Annotated in this window: 16 protein-coding genes and 1 pseudogene; 9 read left to right on the top strand and 8 right to left on the bottom strand. The window is 69.6% G+C overall.

All coding sequences use genetic code 11. The annotated features are described in order from the left end of the window. Positions 1 to 103: 103 nt before the first annotated feature. Positions 104 to 660: pseudogene (locus EES41_RS27555) on the top strand (YdcF family protein); the annotation flags it as partial. Between the two features lie 113 nt (positions 661 to 773). Here EES41_RS27555 and EES41_RS27550 read toward each other — a convergent pair. Further along, on the bottom strand, positions 774 to 3332 hold the full coding sequence (locus tag EES41_RS27550; protein ID WP_123080750.1) for an NB-ARC domain-containing protein: 2559 nt from the start codon (positions 3330 to 3332) through the stop codon (positions 774 to 776). Between the two features lie 698 nt (positions 3333 to 4030). On the opposite strand from EES41_RS27550, the gene EES41_RS27545 reads away from it, so the two are divergent. The 6 genes from EES41_RS27545 (at position 4031) to EES41_RS27520 (ending at position 8701) form a co-directional block, all read left to right on the top strand. After that, positions 4031 to 4219, top strand: a complete 189-nt coding sequence (locus EES41_RS27545) for a hypothetical protein (RefSeq protein WP_164495956.1) — start codon at positions 4031 to 4033, stop codon at positions 4217 to 4219. A gap of 414 nt (positions 4220 to 4633) precedes the next feature. Then, entirely contained in the window at positions 4634 to 4954 is a 321-nt protein-coding gene (locus EES41_RS41610) for a hypothetical protein (RefSeq protein WP_164495955.1), read from the top strand. 177 nt (positions 4955 to 5131) lie between these two features. After that, positions 5132 to 5953 (top strand): dienelactone hydrolase family protein, encoded by an 822-nt coding sequence (locus EES41_RS27535; RefSeq protein ID WP_123080747.1) that lies wholly within the window; start codon positions 5132 to 5134, stop codon positions 5951 to 5953. Between the two features lie 9 nt (positions 5954 to 5962). Further along, positions 5963 to 6451 (top strand): NUDIX domain-containing protein, encoded by a 489-nt coding sequence (locus tag EES41_RS27530; protein ID WP_123080746.1) that lies wholly within the window; start codon positions 5963 to 5965, stop codon positions 6449 to 6451. 80 nt (positions 6452 to 6531) lie between these two features. Further along, positions 6532 to 7200, top strand: coding sequence for an excalibur calcium-binding domain-containing protein (locus EES41_RS43180; protein ID WP_254211581.1), 669 nt, complete (start codon positions 6532 to 6534; stop codon positions 7198 to 7200). A 97-nt stretch (positions 7201 to 7297) separates the two neighbouring features. Further along, positions 7298 to 8701 carry a cytochrome P450 gene (locus EES41_RS27520; RefSeq protein WP_123080745.1) on the top strand — a complete coding sequence of 468 codons (1404 nt, stop codon included), beginning with the start codon at positions 7298 to 7300 and terminating at the stop codon, positions 8699 to 8701. A gap of 31 nt (positions 8702 to 8732) precedes the next feature. On the opposite strand, the gene EES41_RS27515 is transcribed toward EES41_RS27520, so the two are convergent. Continuing rightward, positions 8733 to 10280: an MFS transporter gene (locus EES41_RS27515; RefSeq protein WP_123080744.1), complete on the bottom strand. Its 1548-nt coding sequence runs from the start codon at positions 10278 to 10280 to the stop codon at positions 8733 to 8735. A 109-nt stretch (positions 10281 to 10389) separates the two neighbouring features. On the opposite strand from EES41_RS27515, the gene EES41_RS27510 reads away from it, so the two are divergent. Further along, on the top strand, positions 10390 to 12456 hold the full coding sequence (locus EES41_RS27510) for a prolyl oligopeptidase family serine peptidase (protein ID WP_123080743.1): 2067 nt from the start codon (positions 10390 to 10392) through the stop codon (positions 12454 to 12456). A gap of 118 nt (positions 12457 to 12574) precedes the next feature. Here the strand turns inward: EES41_RS27510 and EES41_RS27505 are convergent, their stop codons facing one another. From EES41_RS27505 to EES41_RS27485, 5 genes are all read right to left on the bottom strand, one after another. Further along, entirely contained in the window at positions 12575 to 13531 is a 957-nt protein-coding gene (locus EES41_RS27505) for an ABC transporter ATP-binding protein (protein WP_254211796.1), read from the bottom strand. 92 nt (positions 13532 to 13623) lie between these two features. Beyond that, complete coding sequence (locus EES41_RS27500) at positions 13624 to 14667, bottom strand: ABC transporter ATP-binding protein (protein ID WP_123080741.1); 1044 nt, start codon at positions 14665 to 14667, stop codon at positions 13624 to 13626. Beyond that, positions 14667 to 15653 carry an ABC transporter permease gene (locus EES41_RS27495; RefSeq protein WP_073796557.1) on the bottom strand — a complete coding sequence of 329 codons (987 nt, stop codon included), beginning with the start codon at positions 15651 to 15653 and terminating at the stop codon, positions 14667 to 14669. The genes EES41_RS27500 and EES41_RS27495 overlap by 1 nt, the downstream gene beginning before the upstream one ends. Beyond that, the gene (locus tag EES41_RS27490) at positions 15650 to 16600 is read right to left on the bottom strand and encodes an ABC transporter permease (RefSeq protein WP_123080740.1); all 951 of its coding nucleotides are present in this window, start codon (positions 16598 to 16600) and stop codon (positions 15650 to 15652) included. Before EES41_RS27490 ends, EES41_RS27495 begins: the two co-directional genes overlap by 4 nt. A 22-nt stretch (positions 16601 to 16622) precedes the next feature. Further along, positions 16623 to 18374, bottom strand: a complete 1752-nt coding sequence (locus EES41_RS27485; RefSeq protein ID WP_123080739.1) for an ABC transporter substrate-binding protein — start codon at positions 18372 to 18374, stop codon at positions 16623 to 16625. A gap of 318 nt (positions 18375 to 18692) precedes the next feature. Here EES41_RS27485 and EES41_RS27480 point away from each other — a divergent pair, with 318 nt between their 5' ends. Further along, positions 18693 to 19217, top strand: coding sequence for a hypothetical protein (locus EES41_RS27480; RefSeq protein WP_123080738.1), 525 nt, complete (start codon positions 18693 to 18695; stop codon positions 19215 to 19217). A gap of 151 nt (positions 19218 to 19368) precedes the next feature. On the opposite strand, the gene EES41_RS27475 is transcribed toward EES41_RS27480, so the two are convergent. Next, complete coding sequence (locus tag EES41_RS27475) at positions 19369 to 20085, bottom strand: GntR family transcriptional regulator (protein ID WP_037798293.1); 717 nt, start codon at positions 20083 to 20085, stop codon at positions 19369 to 19371. Between the last annotated feature and the right edge of the window lie 40 nt (positions 20086 to 20125).

Below are 20125 nucleotides of genomic sequence, written 5' to 3'. Positions count from 1 at the left end.
CGGTTCCTCGTCCTCCTGGGCCGCCTCTGGGCCGTCGCCGGCGTCTCCGCCCCCGCGGAAGACCCCGTCGACGGCCCTTCGTGCTCGCGCCTGGATCTTGGGCATGAGGTGCGTACAGGTGCGAGGTGAACCCCGGGACAGCATTTCCGAGGCATGGGATTTCCACCAGATGCATGACGAAGTCCGCCCATACTCTGTGGCCGTGGGGCTGAGCAGCCACAACTGCGGCGTCGCAGACACCACCGTCGACCTATACCGCCGCGATATAGCGCCCCTGATCGTCTTCACGGGCGACACCAGTCGCACGACGTAGACCCTTATGCCCCGCAGTGAGGCGGTGCGCTACCGCGAACGCGCCCTCGAACTCCGCGTTCCTCCGGCCGCCCTCCTCATAGAGCCTCGTGCGACGAATACCCGCGAGAACGTGGGCTTCACCAAAGCACACCTGGAGGAGTGGGGCGCCGATGTTAAGTCCGTCCTCTTGGCCAGCAAGCCGTACGAGGAGCGCCGCGCGTACGCTACGGCCCGAAGGCTGTGGCCCGAGGTCGAGATCGTCAGCGCCTCTTGCTTTAGTCCGAGCAGAGCTTCATGGTGGCACTCCCTGTGCCTGGCCAAGCCTTGGCTGCCCACGACCGTCTGACTCGGCAGGGCTTCACAAGTCACAAGCCGCCTTGCGTGCCCTTCGGACTCCGAGTGACTACGACCGTTCTGTTTTTGGACGTCCATAGGCGCACCGCCACAGGCGTCTCAAATGCATTCACCCATAGGGTCACTCACCCCAGCCAGCGCAGGTCAACTGCCCTTGGGCCGCGCGGGTTTATCTCATCGGGGGTAAAAGCGACGCAACACCCCGGAGCCAAATAGCCCCACTCTTCCTCGTTCTGCAAGTCGTACAGATGGAAAAAATAGTCCCTACCCCAGGAGTGGGTAAACCCGAACGCCCGATCTTGGATCAAGGTCTTGAGCGTCCCAACTCGCCTGTTGAGCAAATTCGGATCAATCGAACGGATTCGATCCTTTAAGCGGACTGTGAAGTTTTCGCAGCTGGATGCCATGTATTCTTCGTCGATTTTTTCGCTGAGGTCAGCGCTGAGCTCACTAAGCTGCATAAGGCGGTCTGAGGATTCACCTAGAAGCATCTCGACATTGCCGCTCTCCGCAAGCTCCACGGCCGCTTCCAGACTTTCAACAGCCTTGCCAACTTGAGCATTTCCCAAACTTCTCTCAGCGGCATAAAATGCTGCCCGGAGGCCCATAACTAGCGCCACCGAACCGTCTGCATTGGTCGGCCTGAGCGTGAGAGCGTGCGACGCGCTGGCGATAGCAGAATCGTAGTCCTGCAGTTGGACATGTGCCCACACGATTTGAATGATGACGGCGGGAGGAACTTGGTCTGCGTGCGCAGCCTTCTGTAGCAAGTTGAGCCCGAGGTCGAGATCCATCCCCTCGTCCACAAGGAACGAACCGTATAGGTAATTTAGGGTTGCCGAATTTGGCTCCAATTCATGGGCGCGTTCATACGCTGCACGGGCAGATAGAGTATCCCTTCGCGCAGTTTGGATGAACGCCTCGATCCGCCAGGACTCATGGTATCCGGGCGCCAATCGCTGACCTTCTCGACAACTCAGCAACGCTGAGTCAAACTGCCCGCGCTCGTAATGGCGCAGGGCTTCACGCAACAGGCGGGCAACGCTAAAATCTCCTGACCCTCGGATATCAATCGTCTTGGGCTCATACGGAGAGGCGGTACTCTCAGCTTGAAGTGTGACCCCCAAGGCCGTTAGTTGCTTGCTCCGATTCTCGAACAGCTGTCGCTCGAGAGACTTTACTGTGTGTCGCTTATCGAGATACTGCTTACCGAAATCTGTAAGTTCATACGTCGTCTCGGAAGTGTGACCGGCAGAAGCGCCCTGCATCTGCACGAAGTTGGTTGTCATTAGTTCAAGCAGGCTGGACTGAATCGCATTGGCAGAGTAGTCGTTGAAAAATGCCAATTCTGCTTGACTGCGCCGGCCCGGCAACACCTGCATCGAGCGTAGAACAGATTTTGCCTCATCCGATAGGTACTCATAGACGTTCGACATGCAAAAGTCGAGAACGAGGTCGTTGTTATGCAGAAGCTCTTCGGGGCGCTTTCCGGCCTGTACACCTGCGACGAACCATCGAATATAAGCCGGATGACCTTTCATGGACTTGACCATCTGATGAACAGCTGGCGCAGGAAGCCCTTGGAGCGTCTTTACATCACGCACACGGGCTACCGCTCGCAGCAGTCGCGCGGAGTCGTCGTCCGACAAAGGGTCCAGTGAAACTGGATTCTCAATTCCAAGGCCAATCCGGCTGGTAATGATGACCTTGCTACCCATGGGGAGGTCTAGCAGAAACTCGCGCAGGCGCTGATCCAGGACAGTCTCCAAGTTATCAAGGATCAAGAGAACTCGAAAATGTTCCAGATAAGACAGGACCTCGTCGATCGGGTCGTCTGACTTCCCTGCTCGCTCTCCTCCGAGTTGCTCCGCGGCGGAGGCGAAGAGACCCAAGGAGCTTTCAATCGCCCCACTGATGCGCTGAATCTCATTGACCGTCAGAATGGTGGCCTTGGCGGTAACCCACACCAACGCATCGAATTTATTATTCGGGTCGTCTAGTAGCTCGTAGGCCGCCTTTAGGGCGACTGAAGTCTTGCCGATTCCGCCATCGCCAAGGATTGAAACGACTGGGTAAGCCCCCTTGATCGCTTTCTTGATTCGATCTACTTCTTTACGGCGTCCAAAGAAACCGGTTTCGTCAAACTCGGGAGCCGGGAGGTTATGCAGCGGCGCCTCATCGGGATCTGATACCAGACTAATTGTCAAGCCGAGTACGTATGCCGGATCTTGCTCCAGACGTCGGAGGGTTTCGCAGACGACCGGCCAGCCGTCCCGTGATTCCGCGCAGATGTCTTTTGCGACGTCGTGCACCGTGGCCAAGTCGTCAATTTCCATCGGACGCGTATGGGCCACACGATTGCGGATCTGGGTGATCCTACCCAGATAGGGAGCGAACAGGGTCAGCGACCGCTGAAGTTCGTCGGGGAGGCGACTCTTGAGTCCCTTCAATACTTCATAAGAATCTGCAAAGTCTAGATAGGTGACTAGCGAGGAGACTGTGGGGGATGCGGAGCTCGGAACGTCTCGCGACCGCCGTTGTTGTGTCTTTTCGTACCTTTCGGCCTTAAGCAATTCCAGGGCGTCGTCGCTCTCATCCACAGCAGACAGAATCGAATTCCTGAGATCTTGTTCGATTGCCGCGATCAGTGCGAAGGACGTCAAACGCGTGGCGGTGGAACTCATACGACCCCCTGGCAGCGCATTACGGGCTGGTGTGCTAACCAACTTTGATCGTATCTGGAGCTCGACCGTTGGGGGGCTACTTCGTCTAAGTTGTGGGCGCCACTCCGCCTTCACTCGATGGCTGCAGCCGCTACACAAGCATTCGGGTGCAGCGGGGCCCGCTCGCCGCAAGCCAACATGACGGCAGCAGGTGACGGCAACGTCGTCATGCGTCGAAGGCTCTCCACAGATGTGGTGGGCTGACCTCGGCGTGAGCTGACCCTCAGATCTTGGGGTTCTGGGCGAACCAGGCGAGCTTACAAAGCAGATGTAGGGGGCTCACAACGTCTAGCGGGCGGAGTGCGCCCGCGCCGCCACTGGGCCGTCCGAGGTGGCCCAGAGTGGCCGGCGACGACCATCGCCGGCCACTCCCGACCGGTCCGGGCGGTTGAGGATTCGTCAGCTGAGGTCACGGCGCTGCGGTGTAAGTTCCGCGACATCTGGGTGCGTCCCGCCTCTTGAGCCGCCTGCGGGCCGTCTTCGGTGTCTCCGCCTCCGCGGCAGACCCCGTCGGCGGCCCTCCGTGCTCGCGCCCGACCGCGGGTCCGCAACGTCCTCCCTAACCAGGTGAGACGCAGTGCTCGTATGCGGCCTCCGGAACGCGTGCGGGCAGGCAAGTGGGTCCGGTTTGGCGCGAGGTCATGGACGAACCTCGGATCATGGTGCAGAGCTCACCGGGTGAGATCTCGATCAGGGCCAATACCGAGGGGCTTCGCCTCCTCGCGGAGCGGCTCGTGGCCCTTTCCGAGCCGGGCCTGCGCGACGGGCACCACATGCACCTCAATGGCGGCGTCGACCTGAAGGGCGCTTCGGCCGGCCTCATCCTGGAGCGTGATGACTCGTTCTGAGCGTGGACCGGCGTAGGGATCACGCATGGATTCGCGACATCTAGTCCGGAGCGGCGGTGGCGGTGGGGCCGGGTGGGACTCGGCCCCACCGTTTTGTTTTCGGGCCTTCCGCATACTGGTACGAGCTTCAACCTTCTGGGTATCTTCGCCGTTCAAGGCGCCTTCACCACCCAGGAGTTCCCGATGACCGTGTCGTTCGGCAGCCAGACGAAGACCCTGATACGGGGCTACCGGGGCGCCCTCACCGTCGTCGCCGCCGTCTTGGCGCTCGCCGCGTGTGATCCGGCCGCGCCCGCCGGTACTCCGAGTGCCAGTCCGAGTGCCAGTGTCAGTGTCAGTCCGAGTACCAGTGCCAGTGCCACTCCGAGTGCCAGTGCCAGTGCCGCGGTTGGCGCTGGCAGCGGGCCTTCGGCGATGCCCAGCAGTGCGAGACCTGGCGTCAGCCCCACCACGGCGAGGCCGACGCCGACGCCGTCGGTCCCGGCGCGGAGCGTCGCGCCCGCCACCAAGGCCGCGCCCGCTCCGCCGGCTCCCACGCGCAGCCGCACCCCGGCGCCTGCCGCCGAGCCCACCAAGGCGAGCACCGACTGTTATCCGCGGTCCAACGCGGGCAACTGCTACAAGGCCGGGCAGATCTGCCGGAAGGCCGACATCGGTACGTCCGGGCGCGACGCCAACGGGCGGGCCATCCAGTGCCGTCGCGACGACAGCGTGGGTCAGCGCTGGGGCTACTGATCGCCCGTACGCGGTGGGCTGCCGCGCATCGACACCGGGGTCGGCTCGATGGACAATCTTCGCGGCGTCTTCGAGAAGGTCGCCGACGGCTCCAAGCGCGGTAAGGCAGCGGGGCGTTCACCGAGGAGTCCGGCAGGAGTGCCCCACCGCGTGGGGGCCGAACGAAAGCAGGGGCGTATGAGCAGCGGCACCGCACCGGTTTCCACCCTCGACGGATGGCGCCGGGCGCCGTTCGCCGCCGGGGGGCTCGCGTACGACTGCTACGAGAAGGGCGAAGGCCCCGGTGTGGTGCTGCTGCCCGAGGTGCCCGGGATCACGCCCGAGGTGATCGGCCTCGGCGAGCACCTGGTGGGCGAGGGGTTCACCGTGGTGATGCCCTCGCTGTTCGGGGTGCCGGGCCGGCCCGGCACCCTCGGCCGGACGGCGCTCGTCAGCGTGCGCGTGTGCGTCTCCGCCGAGTTCCGGGCCTTCGCGACGAACGCTCGCCGGCCCGTGGCCGACTACCTGCGGGCCCTCGCCCGTGACCTCGCCGGCCGGACCCCCGCCGCCGGGGTCGGGGTCATCGGCCTCTGCTTCACCGGCGGTTTCGCCCTGGCCGCCGCCGTGGACGACGCCGTGCTGGCCCCGGTGATGAGCCAGCCCTCCGTCCCGGTCCCCCTCGGCGCGGCCCGGCGCGCGGACGCGGGAGTCTCGCGGGACGAGCTGCGCCGGGTCGTCGACCGCACCCGGGACGAGGGGCTGTGCGTCCTGGCCCTGCGCTTCAGCGGGGACCCGCTGTCCCCGGAGGACCGGTTCACCACCCTGCGGGCCCGGCTCGGCGACGCCTTCAAGGTCATCCGCCTCGACTCGGGTCCGGGCAACCCCGACGGGTTCGGCCGGCTCGCCCACTCGGTGCTGACCCTGGAGGTCCGCGAGACCGCGGGCCATCGCGCGCTGCGGGCCCGCGAGGACGTGACGGCCTTCCTCCGCGAGCGACTGGGCGGCCGGTCCCAGGGGTAGCGTCCGGGCATGACCGGTACCTGGCTCCCGCCCGGGGAGTACATCAAGACCATTGCCCAGGCGACCAGTTACGCCTGCCTGTACTTCACGGACACCGCCGGACGGCCCGTGCAGCTGCGGGCCACCCGCGCGGTCGAGACCTGGCAGTGGCCCGGCGGGAACATGGACCCCGGCGAGAGCCCCTGGGAGTGCGCGGTCCGCGAATGCCGGGAGGAGACCGGCATGGCCTTCGAGGGCGAACCGAGGCTGCTCGGCGCGCACTTCATCCGGCACCAGGGCGAGGCCTGGCCCGCGAACCACATCGGCTTCATCTTCGACGGCGGCACCCTCACCGACGAGCAGATCGCCTCCTTCGTCCTCGACCCCGCCGAGCACACCGAGGTCCAGGTCCACTCCCTGGAGGAGTGGCGGGCGATCATGGCGCCCGTCAACTTCGGCCGGCTCCGGGAGATCGACGCCGCCCGGCGGGCGGGCACGGTTTCCTACCTGGAGCGATAACCCGATTTCCGGGGCGCGCGGGCGGCCGGGAGCATATGCTGCGGCGGCTGCGCGCAGTGCTGCTCTTGGGGGGTATTTCCATGTTCCACCGTCGGGGATTCGCCGTGGCCGGCGTCATCGGTGCCGTCGTCCTGCTCGGCGCCGGGTGTGAGGACACCGGCGCCACGAAGGCCGACTCGGCCAAGGGCAAGGGCAGCGGCGCCGCCGCCTCCGCATCGCCCTCGACCGGCGCGTCGGCGTCGGCGTCCGCCTCGCAGGCCGTGATGCCCAAGCTGGTCGGGGAGCGGCTGCTCGACGCCACCGTCCTGGTCAAGAAGGTGACCAGCGCACCCGTAGAGCTGGCGAGCGCGTACCGCGACGTCACACTGCCCGCCGACCCCACCGCGTGGACGGTGTGCTTCCAGACCCCGGCGGCCGACAGCCCCGTCACCCCCGCGACCGCCGTCGAACTGTCGCTGGTCGCGCCCGGTACGGACTGCCCGGAGCGGGCCGGCGCCGCCCGGCAGGCCTCCAAGGCCCCCGCGCCGGCCGCGTCGCCGACCCCGGCCCGGACCGCGGTTCCGGTCTCCACCCCCGTCCCGCCGAAGCCCAAGAAGCCCCAGACACCGCCCCCGGCCAACGACGAGCCCGTCTTCTTCAAGAACTGCGACGCCGCGAAGGCCGCCGGCAAGGCCCCCATCCGGCGCGGCCAGCCCGGCTACCGCGACGCCCTGGACCGCGACAAGGACGGCATCGCCTGCGACAAGTAGCTCCGGACCGGCGGCTTCAGGCCAATGAGGGTCCGCTCTCGCCACCGCCGTCGGCCGCCCGGCACAATCGGCCCGTCGGCACGGTCGAGGGGGAGCCATGGCAATCGGATCACACACAGGGGCCGGTACGGGGATCCCCGAGCTCGCGGGGGTCCCGCTGCTCGGGTCGCTGTTCGACCTGAAGTCGGACTCGCTCGGCACCTATCTGCGGGCCCAGCAGCGGCACGGCGACCTCGTACGGATCACCGCCGGGCCGCCCGGGCTGCGCGCCGAGCTGTACTGCGTGTTCTCCCCGGAGGGCGCCCAGCAGGTCCTCGGTTCGGAGGCGGCCAACTTCCGCAAGGACAACTCCTTCTACCAGGAGGTCCGCGAGTCCTTCGGCAACGGGCTGCTGACCAGCCAGGACGAGGACTACCTGCGCCAGCGCCGGCTGGTCCAGCCGCTGTTCACCAAGCGCCGCGTGGACGGGTACGCCGGGGCGGTCGCCGCCGAGACGGAGCTGACGCTGCGCGCCTGGCGGGAGACCGGGGTCGTCGACGTGTCCGACGAGATGACGCGCCTCGCGCTGCGCGCGGTGACCCGGATCCTCTTCGGTACCGACGGGGACGCCGCCGCCGGTGTCGTGGACCGGTGCTTTCCGGTCATCACCGAGTACGTCCTGCGCCGCGGCTACTCCCCCGCGAACCTCCCGCGCAGCTGGCCGACCCCGGGCAACAAGCGCGCGGCGGCCGCGCTGGAGGAGCTGTACGCGGTGTGCGACGGGATCGTCGCGGAGCGGCTCGGCGACGGCGGAGGTGAAAGCAAGAGCGATGGCGGCGGCAGTGATCTGCTGAGCCTGCTCGCCGGTGCCAAGAGCGCGGACGACGCCGAGTTCGACGCCGTCGAGCTGCGCGAGCAGGTGCTGGTCTTCCTGCTCGCCGGTCACGAGACGACCGCCACCTCGCTGGCCTTCGCCCTGCACCTGCTGGCCCGCCACCCCGAGCAGCAGACCAGGGCCCGCGAGGAGATCTCCCGCGTGCTGGGCGACCGTACGCCGCAGGCCTCGGACCTCGACCGGCTCCCGTACCTCACCCAGGTGCTCAAGGAGGCGATGCGGCTCTACCCGGCCGCGCCGGTCATCGGCCGGCAGGCCGTCGCCGACGCCCGGGTCGGCGGGCACACCATCCCGGCGGGCGCGGACGTGATCGTCGCCCCGTGGGTGACGCACCGCCACCCGAGCCACTGGCCCGACCCGGACCGCTTCGACCCGGACCGTTTCACCCCGGAGGCCGAGGCCGCCCGCCCGCGCTACGCCTGGTTCCCCTTCGGCGGCGGCCCGCGCGCCTGCATCGGCCAGCACTTCTCGATGCTGGAGTCGGTGATCGCGCTGGCGATGATCCTGCGGGCGTACGAGTTCGAGGCCGTCGACGCCGAGGTCCCGGTCAGCACCGGCATCACCCTGCGGGCGACCGGCCCGGCACGCTGCCGGCTGCGGAGCCTGGCCGGACAGGCGCAGGGGTAGGGGTAGGGCTGGGGGGGGCCGCGGCCGCGGATCAGACCGCCGCCGGGGCGTGGTTGCCCTGGAGGCGTGCGAGGTCGGAGGGGCGGACCTGGATGACGAACAGCGCGATCAGCGCGCAGACCAGGGTGAACGCGGCCGCCGCGACGAAGGAGGCGCTGACGCCCGAGGTGAGGATCTGATCGCTCCACGGCTTCGGGAACTGTTGGGTCTTGGTGAAGAGCAGCTTCTGCGCCGGGGTGGCGGAGCTCAGGAAGGGGCCGATCTGTTCCTTGGCCTCGTTGCGGCTGGCCGTGCCGAACACCGTGACCAGGATCGACAGGCCGAGGGAACCGCCGACCTGCTGCATCGAGTTCAGCAGGCCGGAGGCCGCGCCGGACTCCCGGTCGGGGACGTTCGAGAGGGCCATCAGGGTCAGGGAGACGAACTGCATGCCCATGCCCGCGCTGAACAGCAGCATCGGGCCCAGGATGCTGCCCAGGTACGTCGAGCCGATGTCGGTCTGGGTGAGCCAGGCGAGGCCCGCGGCCGCGCACAGCGAGCCGGCGACCATGAACGGTTTCGGCCCGAACTTCGGCAGCAGCTGGGAGGTGATCCCGGCCATCACCGCGATCATCACGCTGACCGGCAGGAAGGCGAGGCCGGCTTCGAGCGGGCTGAAGCCGAGCACGTTCTGCACGAACAGGGTCAGGAAGAAGAACATGCCGAAGATCGCGCAGGCGAAGAACAGCATGATGGCGTAGGTCCCGGCCCGGTTGCGGTCGGCGAACATGTGCAGCGGGGTGATCGGCTGCGGCGAGCGGCGCTCGTTCAGGATGAACAGGGTCAGCAGGACCACGGCCACGGCGAAGGATGTCATGGTCAGCGGGTCGCTCCAGCCCTCCTGGGAGGCGCGGATGAATCCGTAGACGAGGGACACCATGCCGATGGTGGACAGCAGCGCTCCGGCGAGGTCGAAGTGTCCGGGGTGGCGTGCGGATTCGCGGATGACGCGCGGGGTCGCGAGCGCGATCAGCAGGGCGATCGGGACGTTGACGAAGAGCACCCAGCGCCAGTTGAGCCATTCCACGAGGACGCCGCCCAGGAGCAGCCCGATCGCGCCGCCGCCCGCCGAGACGCCGGCGAACACGCCGAAGGCCCGGTTGCGCTCGGGGCCTTCGGGAAAGGTGGTGGTGATCAGGGCGAGGGCGGTCGGGGAGGCGATGGCTCCGCCGACGCCCTGGAGGGCGCGGGCGGCCAGCAACTGGCCCTCGTTCTGGGCGAGTCCGCCCAGCAGCGAGGCCAGGCCGAAGAGCAGGACACCGGACATGAAGACGCGCCGGCGGCCGAGGATGTCACCGGAGCGGCCGCCGAGGAGCAGCAGTCCGCCGAAGGTCAGGGTGTAGGCGCTGACGACCCAGGAGAGGCTCTCGGTGGAGAAGCCGAGGGCGGTCTGGATGTGCGGCAGCGCGATGTTCACGATGGTGATGTCGAGGACGACCATGAGCTGGCAGGAGGCCAGGACGAAGAGGGCCAGCCCTTTGCCGCTTCCTCGGACCTTGCCGTCGGTCCCGTTCTTGGTGGGCGTTGTGTTCGGGTCCACCTTTTCGACGTTAAGCCCGCGCACCGGGGGTCACCACTCGAACGGCCCAGTCCCGGACAGGTGCTTGGGGCATATACAGTGTGGTATTTCACATGTCACACTGCGTATCATGGATGACTTCCTCAGGCTCTCCGCGAGCACCGCCCGCTTCACGTACGGCGCGCCGCGCGCGTTCTCCTTCGGGGACGACGGCAGGCTGCTCTGGTTCCTCCGCTCCACCGGACCCACCGACGCGTTCGACGGCCTCTGGGTCCTCGACACCGCCACCGGCACCGAGATCCGGCTTGCCGACCCCCGCGAACTGTGCCCCGAACCCGGCGAGCCGCCCGTCGCCGAGCGGCGGCTGCGCGAGCGGATCCGGCTCGTCGCCGAGGGCATCGGCTCGTACGCGCTCTCCGGCGACGGCCGCACCGCCGTCTTCCCGCTCTACGGGCGGATGTACGCGGTCACCTGCGACGGGAGCGGGCGGCCCGCCGGGGAACCCCGGGAGGTCCCCGCCGCCGGGCCCGTCTTCGACCCCCGGCCCGACGCCGACGGCGGCCGCGTCGCCTACGTCACCGGCGACGCGCTGCACACCGCGCCGGGCGGCCGGGTCAGCCCCGACGACGGGGCCCGCTGGGGCGTCGCCGAGTTCGCCGCCGCCGAGGAGCTGGGCCGCTCCCGGGGGCACTGGTGGTCCCCCGACGGGACCGCACTGCTGGCCGCCCGGGTCGACGAATCCGCCCTCCAGCGGCGCCACTTCGCCGATCCGGCGCACCCTGAGCTGCCGCCCGAGGACTTCGCCTACCCCGAGGCCGGCGGCCCGAACGCCGAGGTCCAGCTGTGGGTGCTCGGACCCGGCGAGCGGCGGATCCGGCTCGACTGGGACGCCGCGACCCACCCGTACGTCTGCGACGCGGGCTGGGAATCGGCCGGGGAGATCCTGCTGACGGTGGCGGACCGGCTCCAGCGGAACGTCACGCTGCTCAGCGCCGACCCGGCCACCGGGCGCACCCGGGAGCTGTCCCGCACCACGCACCCCCAGTGGGTGGACCCGCTGCCCGGCACCCCGGCCCGGCTCCCCGACGGCCGGATGCTGACCGCCGCCGACGCTCCCGGCGGGGCCGCCCGCGCCCTCGCCGTGGACGGGGAGCCGCTCACCGGGGACGGCATCCAGATCCGCCGCGTCGCCGGGATCCACCAGGGCGCCCTGCTCGTCGAGGCCGGGCAGCGCGACCCCGCCGAGCAGCAGGTGCTCCTGCTGGACCCGGACTCGGGGAAGCCGGCCCCGGTCGCGGACGGGCCCGGGGTGCACTCCGTCTCCGCCTCCGCCGGGGTGCTGCTGCTGACCTCGGCCGACGCCGACGGGATCCGGCGCACCGTACGCACCGCCGACGGGCGGGAGTTCAGCCCGGCGGACCTGAGCGAGCCGCTGCCCTACCGGGTGGTCCCGGTGCTGCAGCGCGTCACCGAGCACGGCATCCCGACCGCGCTCGTCCTGCCCCGAGGCCATGTGCCCGGGCAGCGGCTGCCGGTGCTCATGGACAGCTACGGCGGCCCCGGCATGCAGGACGTCAGCGCCGAGCCGCGCCGCTGGCAGGCCCGCCAGTGGTGGGCCGACCAGGGCTTCGCGGTGGTCACCATCGACAACCGCGGCACCCCGTACGTCTCTCCCGCCTTCACCCACGCCATGTACCGCGGGTTCTCCGAGGTCACCCTGGAGGACCAGGTCGCGGCCCTGCGCGCGCTCGGCGAACGCCACCCGGACCTGGACCTCGGGCGGGTCGGCATCCGCGGCTGGTCCTACGGCGGCTACCTGTCCGCCCTCGCGGTGCTGCGCCGCCCGGACGTCTTCCACGCCGCGGCCGCCGGGGCCGCGCCGACCGACTTCCGGCAGTACGACACGGCGTACACCGAGCGGTACCTGGGCCTGCCGCAGGACCACCCCGAGGTCTACGAGCGGGACTCCCTGCTCCCGGACGCGCCCGCCCTGACCCGGCCGCTGCTGCTGGTCACCGGCCTGGCCGACGACAACGTCCACCCCTCGCACACCCTGCGCCTGTCGCAGGCCCTGACGGACGCGGGCCGCCCGCACCAGCTGCTGGCCCTGCCCGGCGTCACGCACATGACCCCGGGCGGGACGCGGGAGAAGCTGATGGCCCTGGAACTGGAGTTCTTCCGCCGGGAACTCGCCTAGCCGGCGCCTGACCGACACCCGGCCGGAGCCTGGCCGGCGCCCGGCCGGACGGCGCGAAGGACCCCGGGGCCGATCGTGTCGGCCCCGGGGTCCTCCTCTTTCTTCCCCTGGATCCCCGTCAGTCACCGGGGAAGTGACATGCCACCTCGCGTGAGGCGGTGACCTGGAGCAGTGGACGCTCCGTGCGGCAGATGGCCTGCGCCTTCGCGCACCTCGGGTGGAAGGTACAGCCCGAGGGCGGGGCGGCCGGGCGATTGGGGCCTCCCCTGCTCGAACGAAGTTGAGAGCTTGGGGAAGGGTCGCCGAGCAGCACGATCCGCTCGCGCCGCCGCTCCGCCACCGGATCCGGCAGCGGTATGGCGGACAGCAGCGCCCGGGTGTACGGGTGCTGGGGGTTCTCGTACAGCGACTTCTTGTCGCCGATCTCGACGATCCGGCCGAGGTACATGACGGCGACCCGGTCGCTGACCCGTCTGACGACGGACAGGTCGTGCGCGATGAACACGTAGGCCAGGCCCAGTTCGGCGCGCAGCCGCTGCATCAGGTTGACGATCTGCGCCTGGACGGAGACGTCGAGGGCGGAGACCGGCTCGTCCGCGACGATCAGCCGGGGGCCGGTGGCGAGCGAGCGGGCGATGCCGATGCGCTGCGCCTGGCCGCCGGAGAACTCGTGCGGGTAGCGGTCGATGTGCTCGGGGATCAGCCCGACGAGCTCCATCAGCTCGGCGGCCCGGCGGCGGGCGTCCACGGCGCTCGCGCCCTGCACGAGCAGCGGGTCGGAGATGATCCGGGCCACCGTCTGGCGGGGGTTGAGGGAGGAGTGCGGGTCCTGGAACACCATCTGGATGTGCCGGCGCAGCGGCCGCAGGGCGCGCGGGGAGAGCCGGCTGATGTCCCGGCCGTCGAAGCGGACGCTGCCCGAGGTGGGTTCCAGGAGCCGCACCAGCATCCGGCCGGTGGTGGACTTCCCGCAGCCCGACTCCCCGACGAGGCCGAGGGTCTCGCCGGCCGCCAGGTCGAAGGAGACCCCGTCGACGGCGCGCACGGGAGCCGATCGCCTGCCGGCGAAGGTCATGGTGAGGTCCCGTACCCGCAGCAGTGGCTCGGCCGGGTCCGTCCCGGCCCGGTCCGGCCGTGCGCGGGTGTCCGGCGGGCCGGTCTCTACGGTCATGGGGACACCTCCGGGGCGGTCTGGGCGGTCGCCGCGGTGCCGGCCCCCGCGAAATGGCATGCGGCGGAGCGCCGGGCCGCGCCGTACGGCCGTGGCTCGGGACGGTCGGTGGCGCAGCGGCGCCGCTGTTGTGGGGTGGCGGCGGCAGCGACGTGGCAGCGGGGGGCGAACGCGCACCCCGGGGCCGGCGCCAGCAGGGACGGCGGGGAGCCGGGGATGGCCCGCAGGGGTTCGTCGTCGGCGTCGTCGAGCCGGGGCAGCGAGTCGAGCAGGCCCCGGCTGTAGGGGTGGGCGGGGCCGGCGAACAGCTCGTCGACCCCGGCCTGTTCGGCGGCCCGCCCGCCGTACATGACCAGGACGTCGTGGGCGACGCGGGCGACCACCCCCAGATCGTGGGTGATCATCACGACGCCGAGGCCGCGCTCCTGCTGGAGGCGCGCGATCAGCTCCAGGATCTGCGCCTGCACGGTGACGTCGAGGGCCGTGGTGGGCTCGTCGGCGATCAGCAGGTCGGGCTCGCAGACCAGCGCCATGGCGATCATGACGCGCTGGCGCATGCCGCCGGAGAACTGGTGCGGGTACTCCCCGGCCCGGCGGGCCGGCTCCGGGATGCCGACCTCGCCGAGCATGTCGACGGCCCGTCTGCGCGCGGCGGCCCGGCGGGCCCCGAAGTGGACCCGGACGTGCTCGGCGATCTGCTCGCCGACCGTGTAGTAGGGGTGCAGGCTGCTCAGCGGGTCCTGGAAGATCATGGCCATCTTCCGGCCGCGCAGCCGGCTGAGCTCCCTCTCGGTCAGGCCGGTCAGCTCCCGCCCGGCCAGGGCGATGGAGCCGCCGATCTCGGCGCCCCGGTGCAGGCCCATGACGGCGAGCGAGGTGACGGACTTGCCGGATCCGGATTCCCCGACGATGCCGAGGGTGCGCCCGGCCTCGACGGTGAACCCCAGTGAGTCGACGGCCCGTACGGAACCGCGCGGGGTGGTGAACGTGACCCGCAGATCGCGTACCTGGAGCAGTGGGGGCTCGGGGAGAGCGGCCATCAGTACCTCACCCTCGGGTCGATGACGGCGTACAGGAGGTCGACGGCGAGGTTGGCGACGACGATGAAGAACGCGGCGAGCAGGGTGACCCCGAGGACGACCGGCTGGTCGGAGCTGACCAGCGCCCCGTAGAACAGCCGCCCGATGCCGGGGAGTCCGAAGATGGACTCGGTGATGACGGCGCCGGCGAGCAGTCCGCCGAGGTCCATGCCGAAGATGGTGAGGATCGGGGTCATCCCGGAGCGCAGCCCGTGTTTGACGACGACGACGCGCTCGGGCATGCCCTTGGCCCGGGCGGTGCGGATGTACGGCTCGGCCATCGCCTCGATCATCGAACCCCGGCTCTGGCGGGCGTACATGGCGGCGTAGAGCAGGGCGAGCGCGGTCCAGGGCAGCAGCAGGTTGGTGGCCCAGCCGAGCGGGTCGCCGCTGAAGGCCTGGTAGGTGGGGTAGGGCAGGAGCCCCGCGATCCGGATGACCCCGTAGATGAGCATCACGGAGGTGAAGTAGACGGGCAGGGAGGCGGCGGCGACGGCGCCGACCATCAGGGCCTTGTCGGTGAGGGTGTCCTTGCGCAGGGCGGCGGTGACCCCGGCGCCGAGGCCGAGGACCAGCCAGAGGACGGCGGCGCCGACGGCGAGGGAGGCGGAGACCGGGAGGCGGTCCATCAGCAGGTCCCAGACGGGCAGGGAGTTCTCGTACGAGTAGCCCAGGCACGGGAAGTCGCACTGGACGGCGTACTGGCCGCTGCCCAGGGTGCGGCCGGTGAAGATGCCGGTGAGGAAGTCGGCGAACTGGCGCCACAGCGGCTGGTCGAGGCCGAGGTACTCGCGTACGTCGGCCAGCCGTTCGGCGCTGCAGGTCTTGCCGCAGGCGGCGGCCGCCGGGTCGGAGGGCAGGACGTAGAAGATGAGGAAGGTGACGGCGGCGATGGCCAGGAGCACGCCGGCGAGGGCGAGCAGGCGGCGGGCGAGGTAGAGGATCACGTACGGCCGCCCCTCGGGTCGAGGATGTCGCGCAGGGCGTCGCCGAGGAGGGTGAAGGCGAGGACGGAGAGGAAGAGGAAGACGCTCGGGATGAGGAAGTACATGGGGTCGGTCTCGTAGTAGGCCACGGACTCGGCGATCATCTGGCCCCAGGACGGGGTGGGCGGGCGGACGCCGACGCCGAGGTAGCTGAGCGCGGCCTCGGTGCTGATCATGCCGGGGATCAGCAGGGTGGTGTAGGCGATGACGGGGCCGCAGACGCCGGGGAGGACGTCGCGGGTGAGGATCCGCCAGGAGCTCGAACCGCCGACGCGGGCGGCGTCGACGTACTCGCGGTGTCTGAGGGAGAGGGTCTGGCCGCGGACGACGCGGGCGACGCCGGGCCAGCCGAAGACGCCGATGACGGCGGTCATGAGCACGATCCGGTTGACGTCCTTGGCCACCGACAGCATCGCGATCATGAAGATCAGCGAGGGGAAGGACATGGTCAGGTCCATCAGCCGGGACAAGGCGGCGTCGGTGCGGCCGCCGAAGTAGCCGGCGGCGATCCCGGCGGCGGTGCCCGTGATGACGACGATGGCGGTGGCGGCGAAGGCGATGAGGAGGGAGACCTGGGCGCCGTTCACGACGCGGGCGAACAGGTCGCGGCCGGTCACGGGTTCGACGCCGAGCCAGTGCTCGGGGCCGATCCCGCCGAAGGAGCCGAGGGGCTGGCCGCCGAGGTAGGGGTCGACGGCGCTCTTGTCGAACTCCTCGGGCGACCAGCCGCCGAGCGCCCCCAGCCAGGGGGCCGTGACGGCCGTCAGGACGAGGAGGACGACGACGCAGAGGCTGACGCGGACGGCGGGGCGGCGGCGCAGTTCCCGCCGGGCGAGCTGCCAGGGGCTGCTGCCGGTGGCTGCCGCCGCGCTGCCGTCCTGGGCGGCGGCGGGTGCGGTGGTGGTCATGGTCTCGGGGGTTCCGGCCGCCTCAGCCCTGGCTCTTCGCGGGGTCCTTGAGGCCGACCGTGCCGTAGTCGATGGTCCCGGTCCACACGGGGTGGCCGAAGGCGCCCGCGATGTTGGGGCCGACGAGCAGCGGCTTGCGCTCCAGCAGGACCGGGACGGAGGGGGACTTCTTCATGATCTCGGCGTCGAGGTCGGTCCAGGCCTGGCCGGCCTGCCGCGCGTCGTCCATGGCGTTGATCTCGTCGATCCGCTTCATGGTCGCGTCGTCGCGGAACTGGCTGTAGTTGCCCTGGTTGCCCTTGTCCTTGACGGTGCGTCCGTCGAAGACGAAGGGGATCCAGGTGGAGCCGGAGGGGTAGTCGGGACACCAGCCGGTCAGCGTCATGTCGGGGGTGGTGGACAGGTCGCCGATGACGTCGTAGTACGCGCCCGGGTCGACGGTGTCGATGACGACCTCGACGCCGGCCCGGGACAGGCCCTGCTGGATGGCCTCGGCCTTGCCCTTGTCACCGGTGGAGACGGCGAGGGAGACCTTCAGCTTCTCCTTGCCGGCGGCTTTCAGGAGTTCCTTGGCCTTGGCCGGGTCGCCGGAGGGCGCGATCTTCAGGGTGTCGGCCTGCTTGCCGCCGGTGAGGGCCGGGGGCAGGTAGGCGGTGGCGATCTCGTTGAGGGCCGGGCCGCCGCCCGCGGTGATCACGGCTTCCTTGTCGACGGCGTACTGCATGGCCTCGCGGACCTTGGGGTCGTCGAAGGGGGCGCGGGAGTTGTTCAGGTGGAGCATCTCGGTGCAGCCCTGGGACTCGGCGAGCAGGCGCGCCTTGACCTCCGGCTTCGGCAGCACCTTGGGGGCGCTCTCGGGGCGCATGTCGGCGTACTGGACGGCGGAGGCGTCGGCTCCGTCGCCGGCGATGATCCGGTCGTCGATCTGGCCGCCCTTGAGACCCATGACGACGACGAACCTGTCGGGGTAGGCCTTGCGGACGGGGTCGGTGGCGGCGTCCCAGTGTTCGTTGCGGACCAGGACGAGCTTCTTGTCGCGGTCGTACGTCTCGATCTTGTACGGGCCGGAGGAGAACGGGCGGGCGTCGTACTGGGTGCCCTTCTCCTTGGCCTCGGGGACGGGCGCGAAGGTGGGGAGGGTGGCGGTGGCGGAGAACTCGGCGACGGGGCGCCTCAGTTCGAAGACGATCGTGCGGTCGTCCGGGGTCTTCACGGAGTCGAGGTGCTTGCCCTGGAGGGGGCCCTTGTAGCCGTCGGCGCCGGCCAGGTACTGGGCGGCGTAGTCCGGGCCGCCGGTGAGGTCGGGGGCGAAGGAGCGCTCGACGTTGTACTTGACGTCCTGGGACTTGACGGGCGAGCCGTCCTCGTACTTCACGCCCTCCTTGAGGGTGAAGGTCCAGGTCCTGCCGCCGTTGGAGGGGGTGCCGAGGTCGGTGGCGAGGTCGGGCACCAGCTCGCTGCCGGCCTTGCCGGGCTCGGCCTTGAAGGTGACGAGGGTGCGGTAGAGGAGGCGGGTGCCGAAGTCCATCGTCGGCATCGTCCAGTTGCGGGCGGGGTCGAGGTGGGAGAAGTCCTGGTTGGACAGGACGGTCAGGGTGCCGCCCTTGACGGGGGTGCCGCCGAGGATCTTGCCGTCGTTGGCGGCGGCGGGGTTGCTCGCGCCGCCGCCCTTGCCCGGGGCGGGGCCCTTCTTGGTGTCGGAGCAGCCGGAGGCACCGAGTGCGAGAGCCACCACCAGGCTTGTGGCGAGGGCGAGTTGGGTGCGCTTGGTCATGGGTCACTCCAGTGAAGGGCCGCGCTTTATGGTGTGTGACCGGTAACATAGTAATGTGAAATTGCACTGACAAGGGGTCGGTACCGCCGTTACCCAGCCGTGTCCGATCCGGCCCCCGCGCGGCAGCCGATCCCACCCCCGGTCGACAGCCTCGGACAACGGCGGGAAAATGGGAGGAGTTGCGGCCCTCGGGCACCGGTTGTGAGCGGTGGCCCCAGAGGGCAGGCGTGGCTCACCACCACCGCCCGGCCGCGTCCCTGCTCGGGGTGGCGACCTCAAGAACGACTCCTCCGCGCTCCCGAAAGGGAGGAACGAACGATGAACACACGCATTCGCGTCGCCCTGTTCACCCCCCTCATCGCCTCTTCGCTCGCCGTCGGCACGCTGGGTTTCGCCGTGTCCTCCGCACACGCCGCGCAGAGCGCGGCGCCGACCAAAGCGAGTTGCAGCACCAAGGCGTCGACGAACGGCACCGGCAAGGTCACCGTGAGCGGCACCGGCTTCCGGGCGAGCACCAAGGTGCTGCTGGAGGGCTCGACGGGCAAGACCTTCACGGCCAGCGTCACGCCCACCGGCAACTTCGCCGTGGCCAACCTGGAAGACGCGGATTACAGCGCGACGCAGAGCGGCACGGGCGAGATCGCCTGCGGCTCCGCCAAGGCGGCCGAGCAGAAGGACGCCAAGGCGCAGTTCAAGGAAGGCTTCTCCCAGGGCTTCGCGCTCGTCAAGGCGGACTGCAAGAAGCTGAACCAGAACAAGAACAACCTGGCCGCGGTCGACCCCAACTTCGAGAAGGGCTTCAAGGCCGGGTCCGAGCTGGCCGCGCAGCGGTTCTGCAAGTAGCCGAGCCGCCCTCCCCATGACACCGGATCCGTAGAGCGGCCGGGCACGAAGTGCCCGGCCGCTCCTCGGTGTCCCGTGCGGGCGCGCCGAAGTGTCCCGTGCGCGCCTGCGCCGAGGTGTTCCGTGCGCGCCTGCGGGCCCGCGCCGGACCTCAGTTCTTGGCCGCGCCGCCCAGGCGGGCCGCCGGGCGGCCGACCGGTTCGTCGCGGCCCTGGGCCCAGAGCGAGCGGACGTGGCCGAGGTGGCGCGTCATGCACGCCTCGGCCGCCTCCGCGTCGCCGCTCAGCATCAGGTCCAGCAGCTCGACGTGTTCCTCCGCGGAGGAGACGAGCTTGCCCGCCTCGTCCAGCCCGGTCAGTCCGTACAGCCGGGACCGCTTGCGCAGGTCACCGACGGTTTCGACGAGCCGGTCGTTGCCCGCGAGGGCGAGCAGCGTCAGGTGGAAGCGACGGTCCGCCTCCAGGTAGCCGATGAGGTTGTGCTCGCGCGCGCTGGTGACGATCTCCTCGGCGATGGGGCGCAGGGCCTCCAGCTGCTCCGGCTTGGCGATCTTCGTGATCCGGCCGATGGTCGGGACCTCGATCATCGTGCGCAGTTCGGTGTACTGGTCCAGGTCGCGCTCGCTGACCTCGGTGATCCGGAAGCCCTTGTTGCGGACCGGTTCCACCAGGCCCTCGCGGGCGAGGTCGAGCATGGCCTCGCGCACGGGCGTGGCCGAGACGCCGAGTTCGGCGGCCAGGCCCGGTGCCGAGTAGACGTTCCCCGGGCGGAGTTCGCCCGCTATCAGGGCTGCTCGAAGGGCATGGCCGACCTGGTCGCGGAGCCGTTCCTGGGCCTTGATGAGACTGTGCTGCTTCAGGTCACCCATTGCTTTTCCTCCGACACCGCACACCACCGACGAGCAGAGG

Source organism: Streptomyces sp. ADI95-16, from assembly GCF_003721495.1.
Taxonomy (GTDB): Bacteria; Actinomycetota; Actinomycetes; order Streptomycetales; family Streptomycetaceae; genus Streptomyces; species Streptomyces goshikiensis.
The sequence above is the reverse complement of the archived record's forward strand: the minus strand, read 5'-3'. Positions and strand labels throughout refer to the sequence as shown.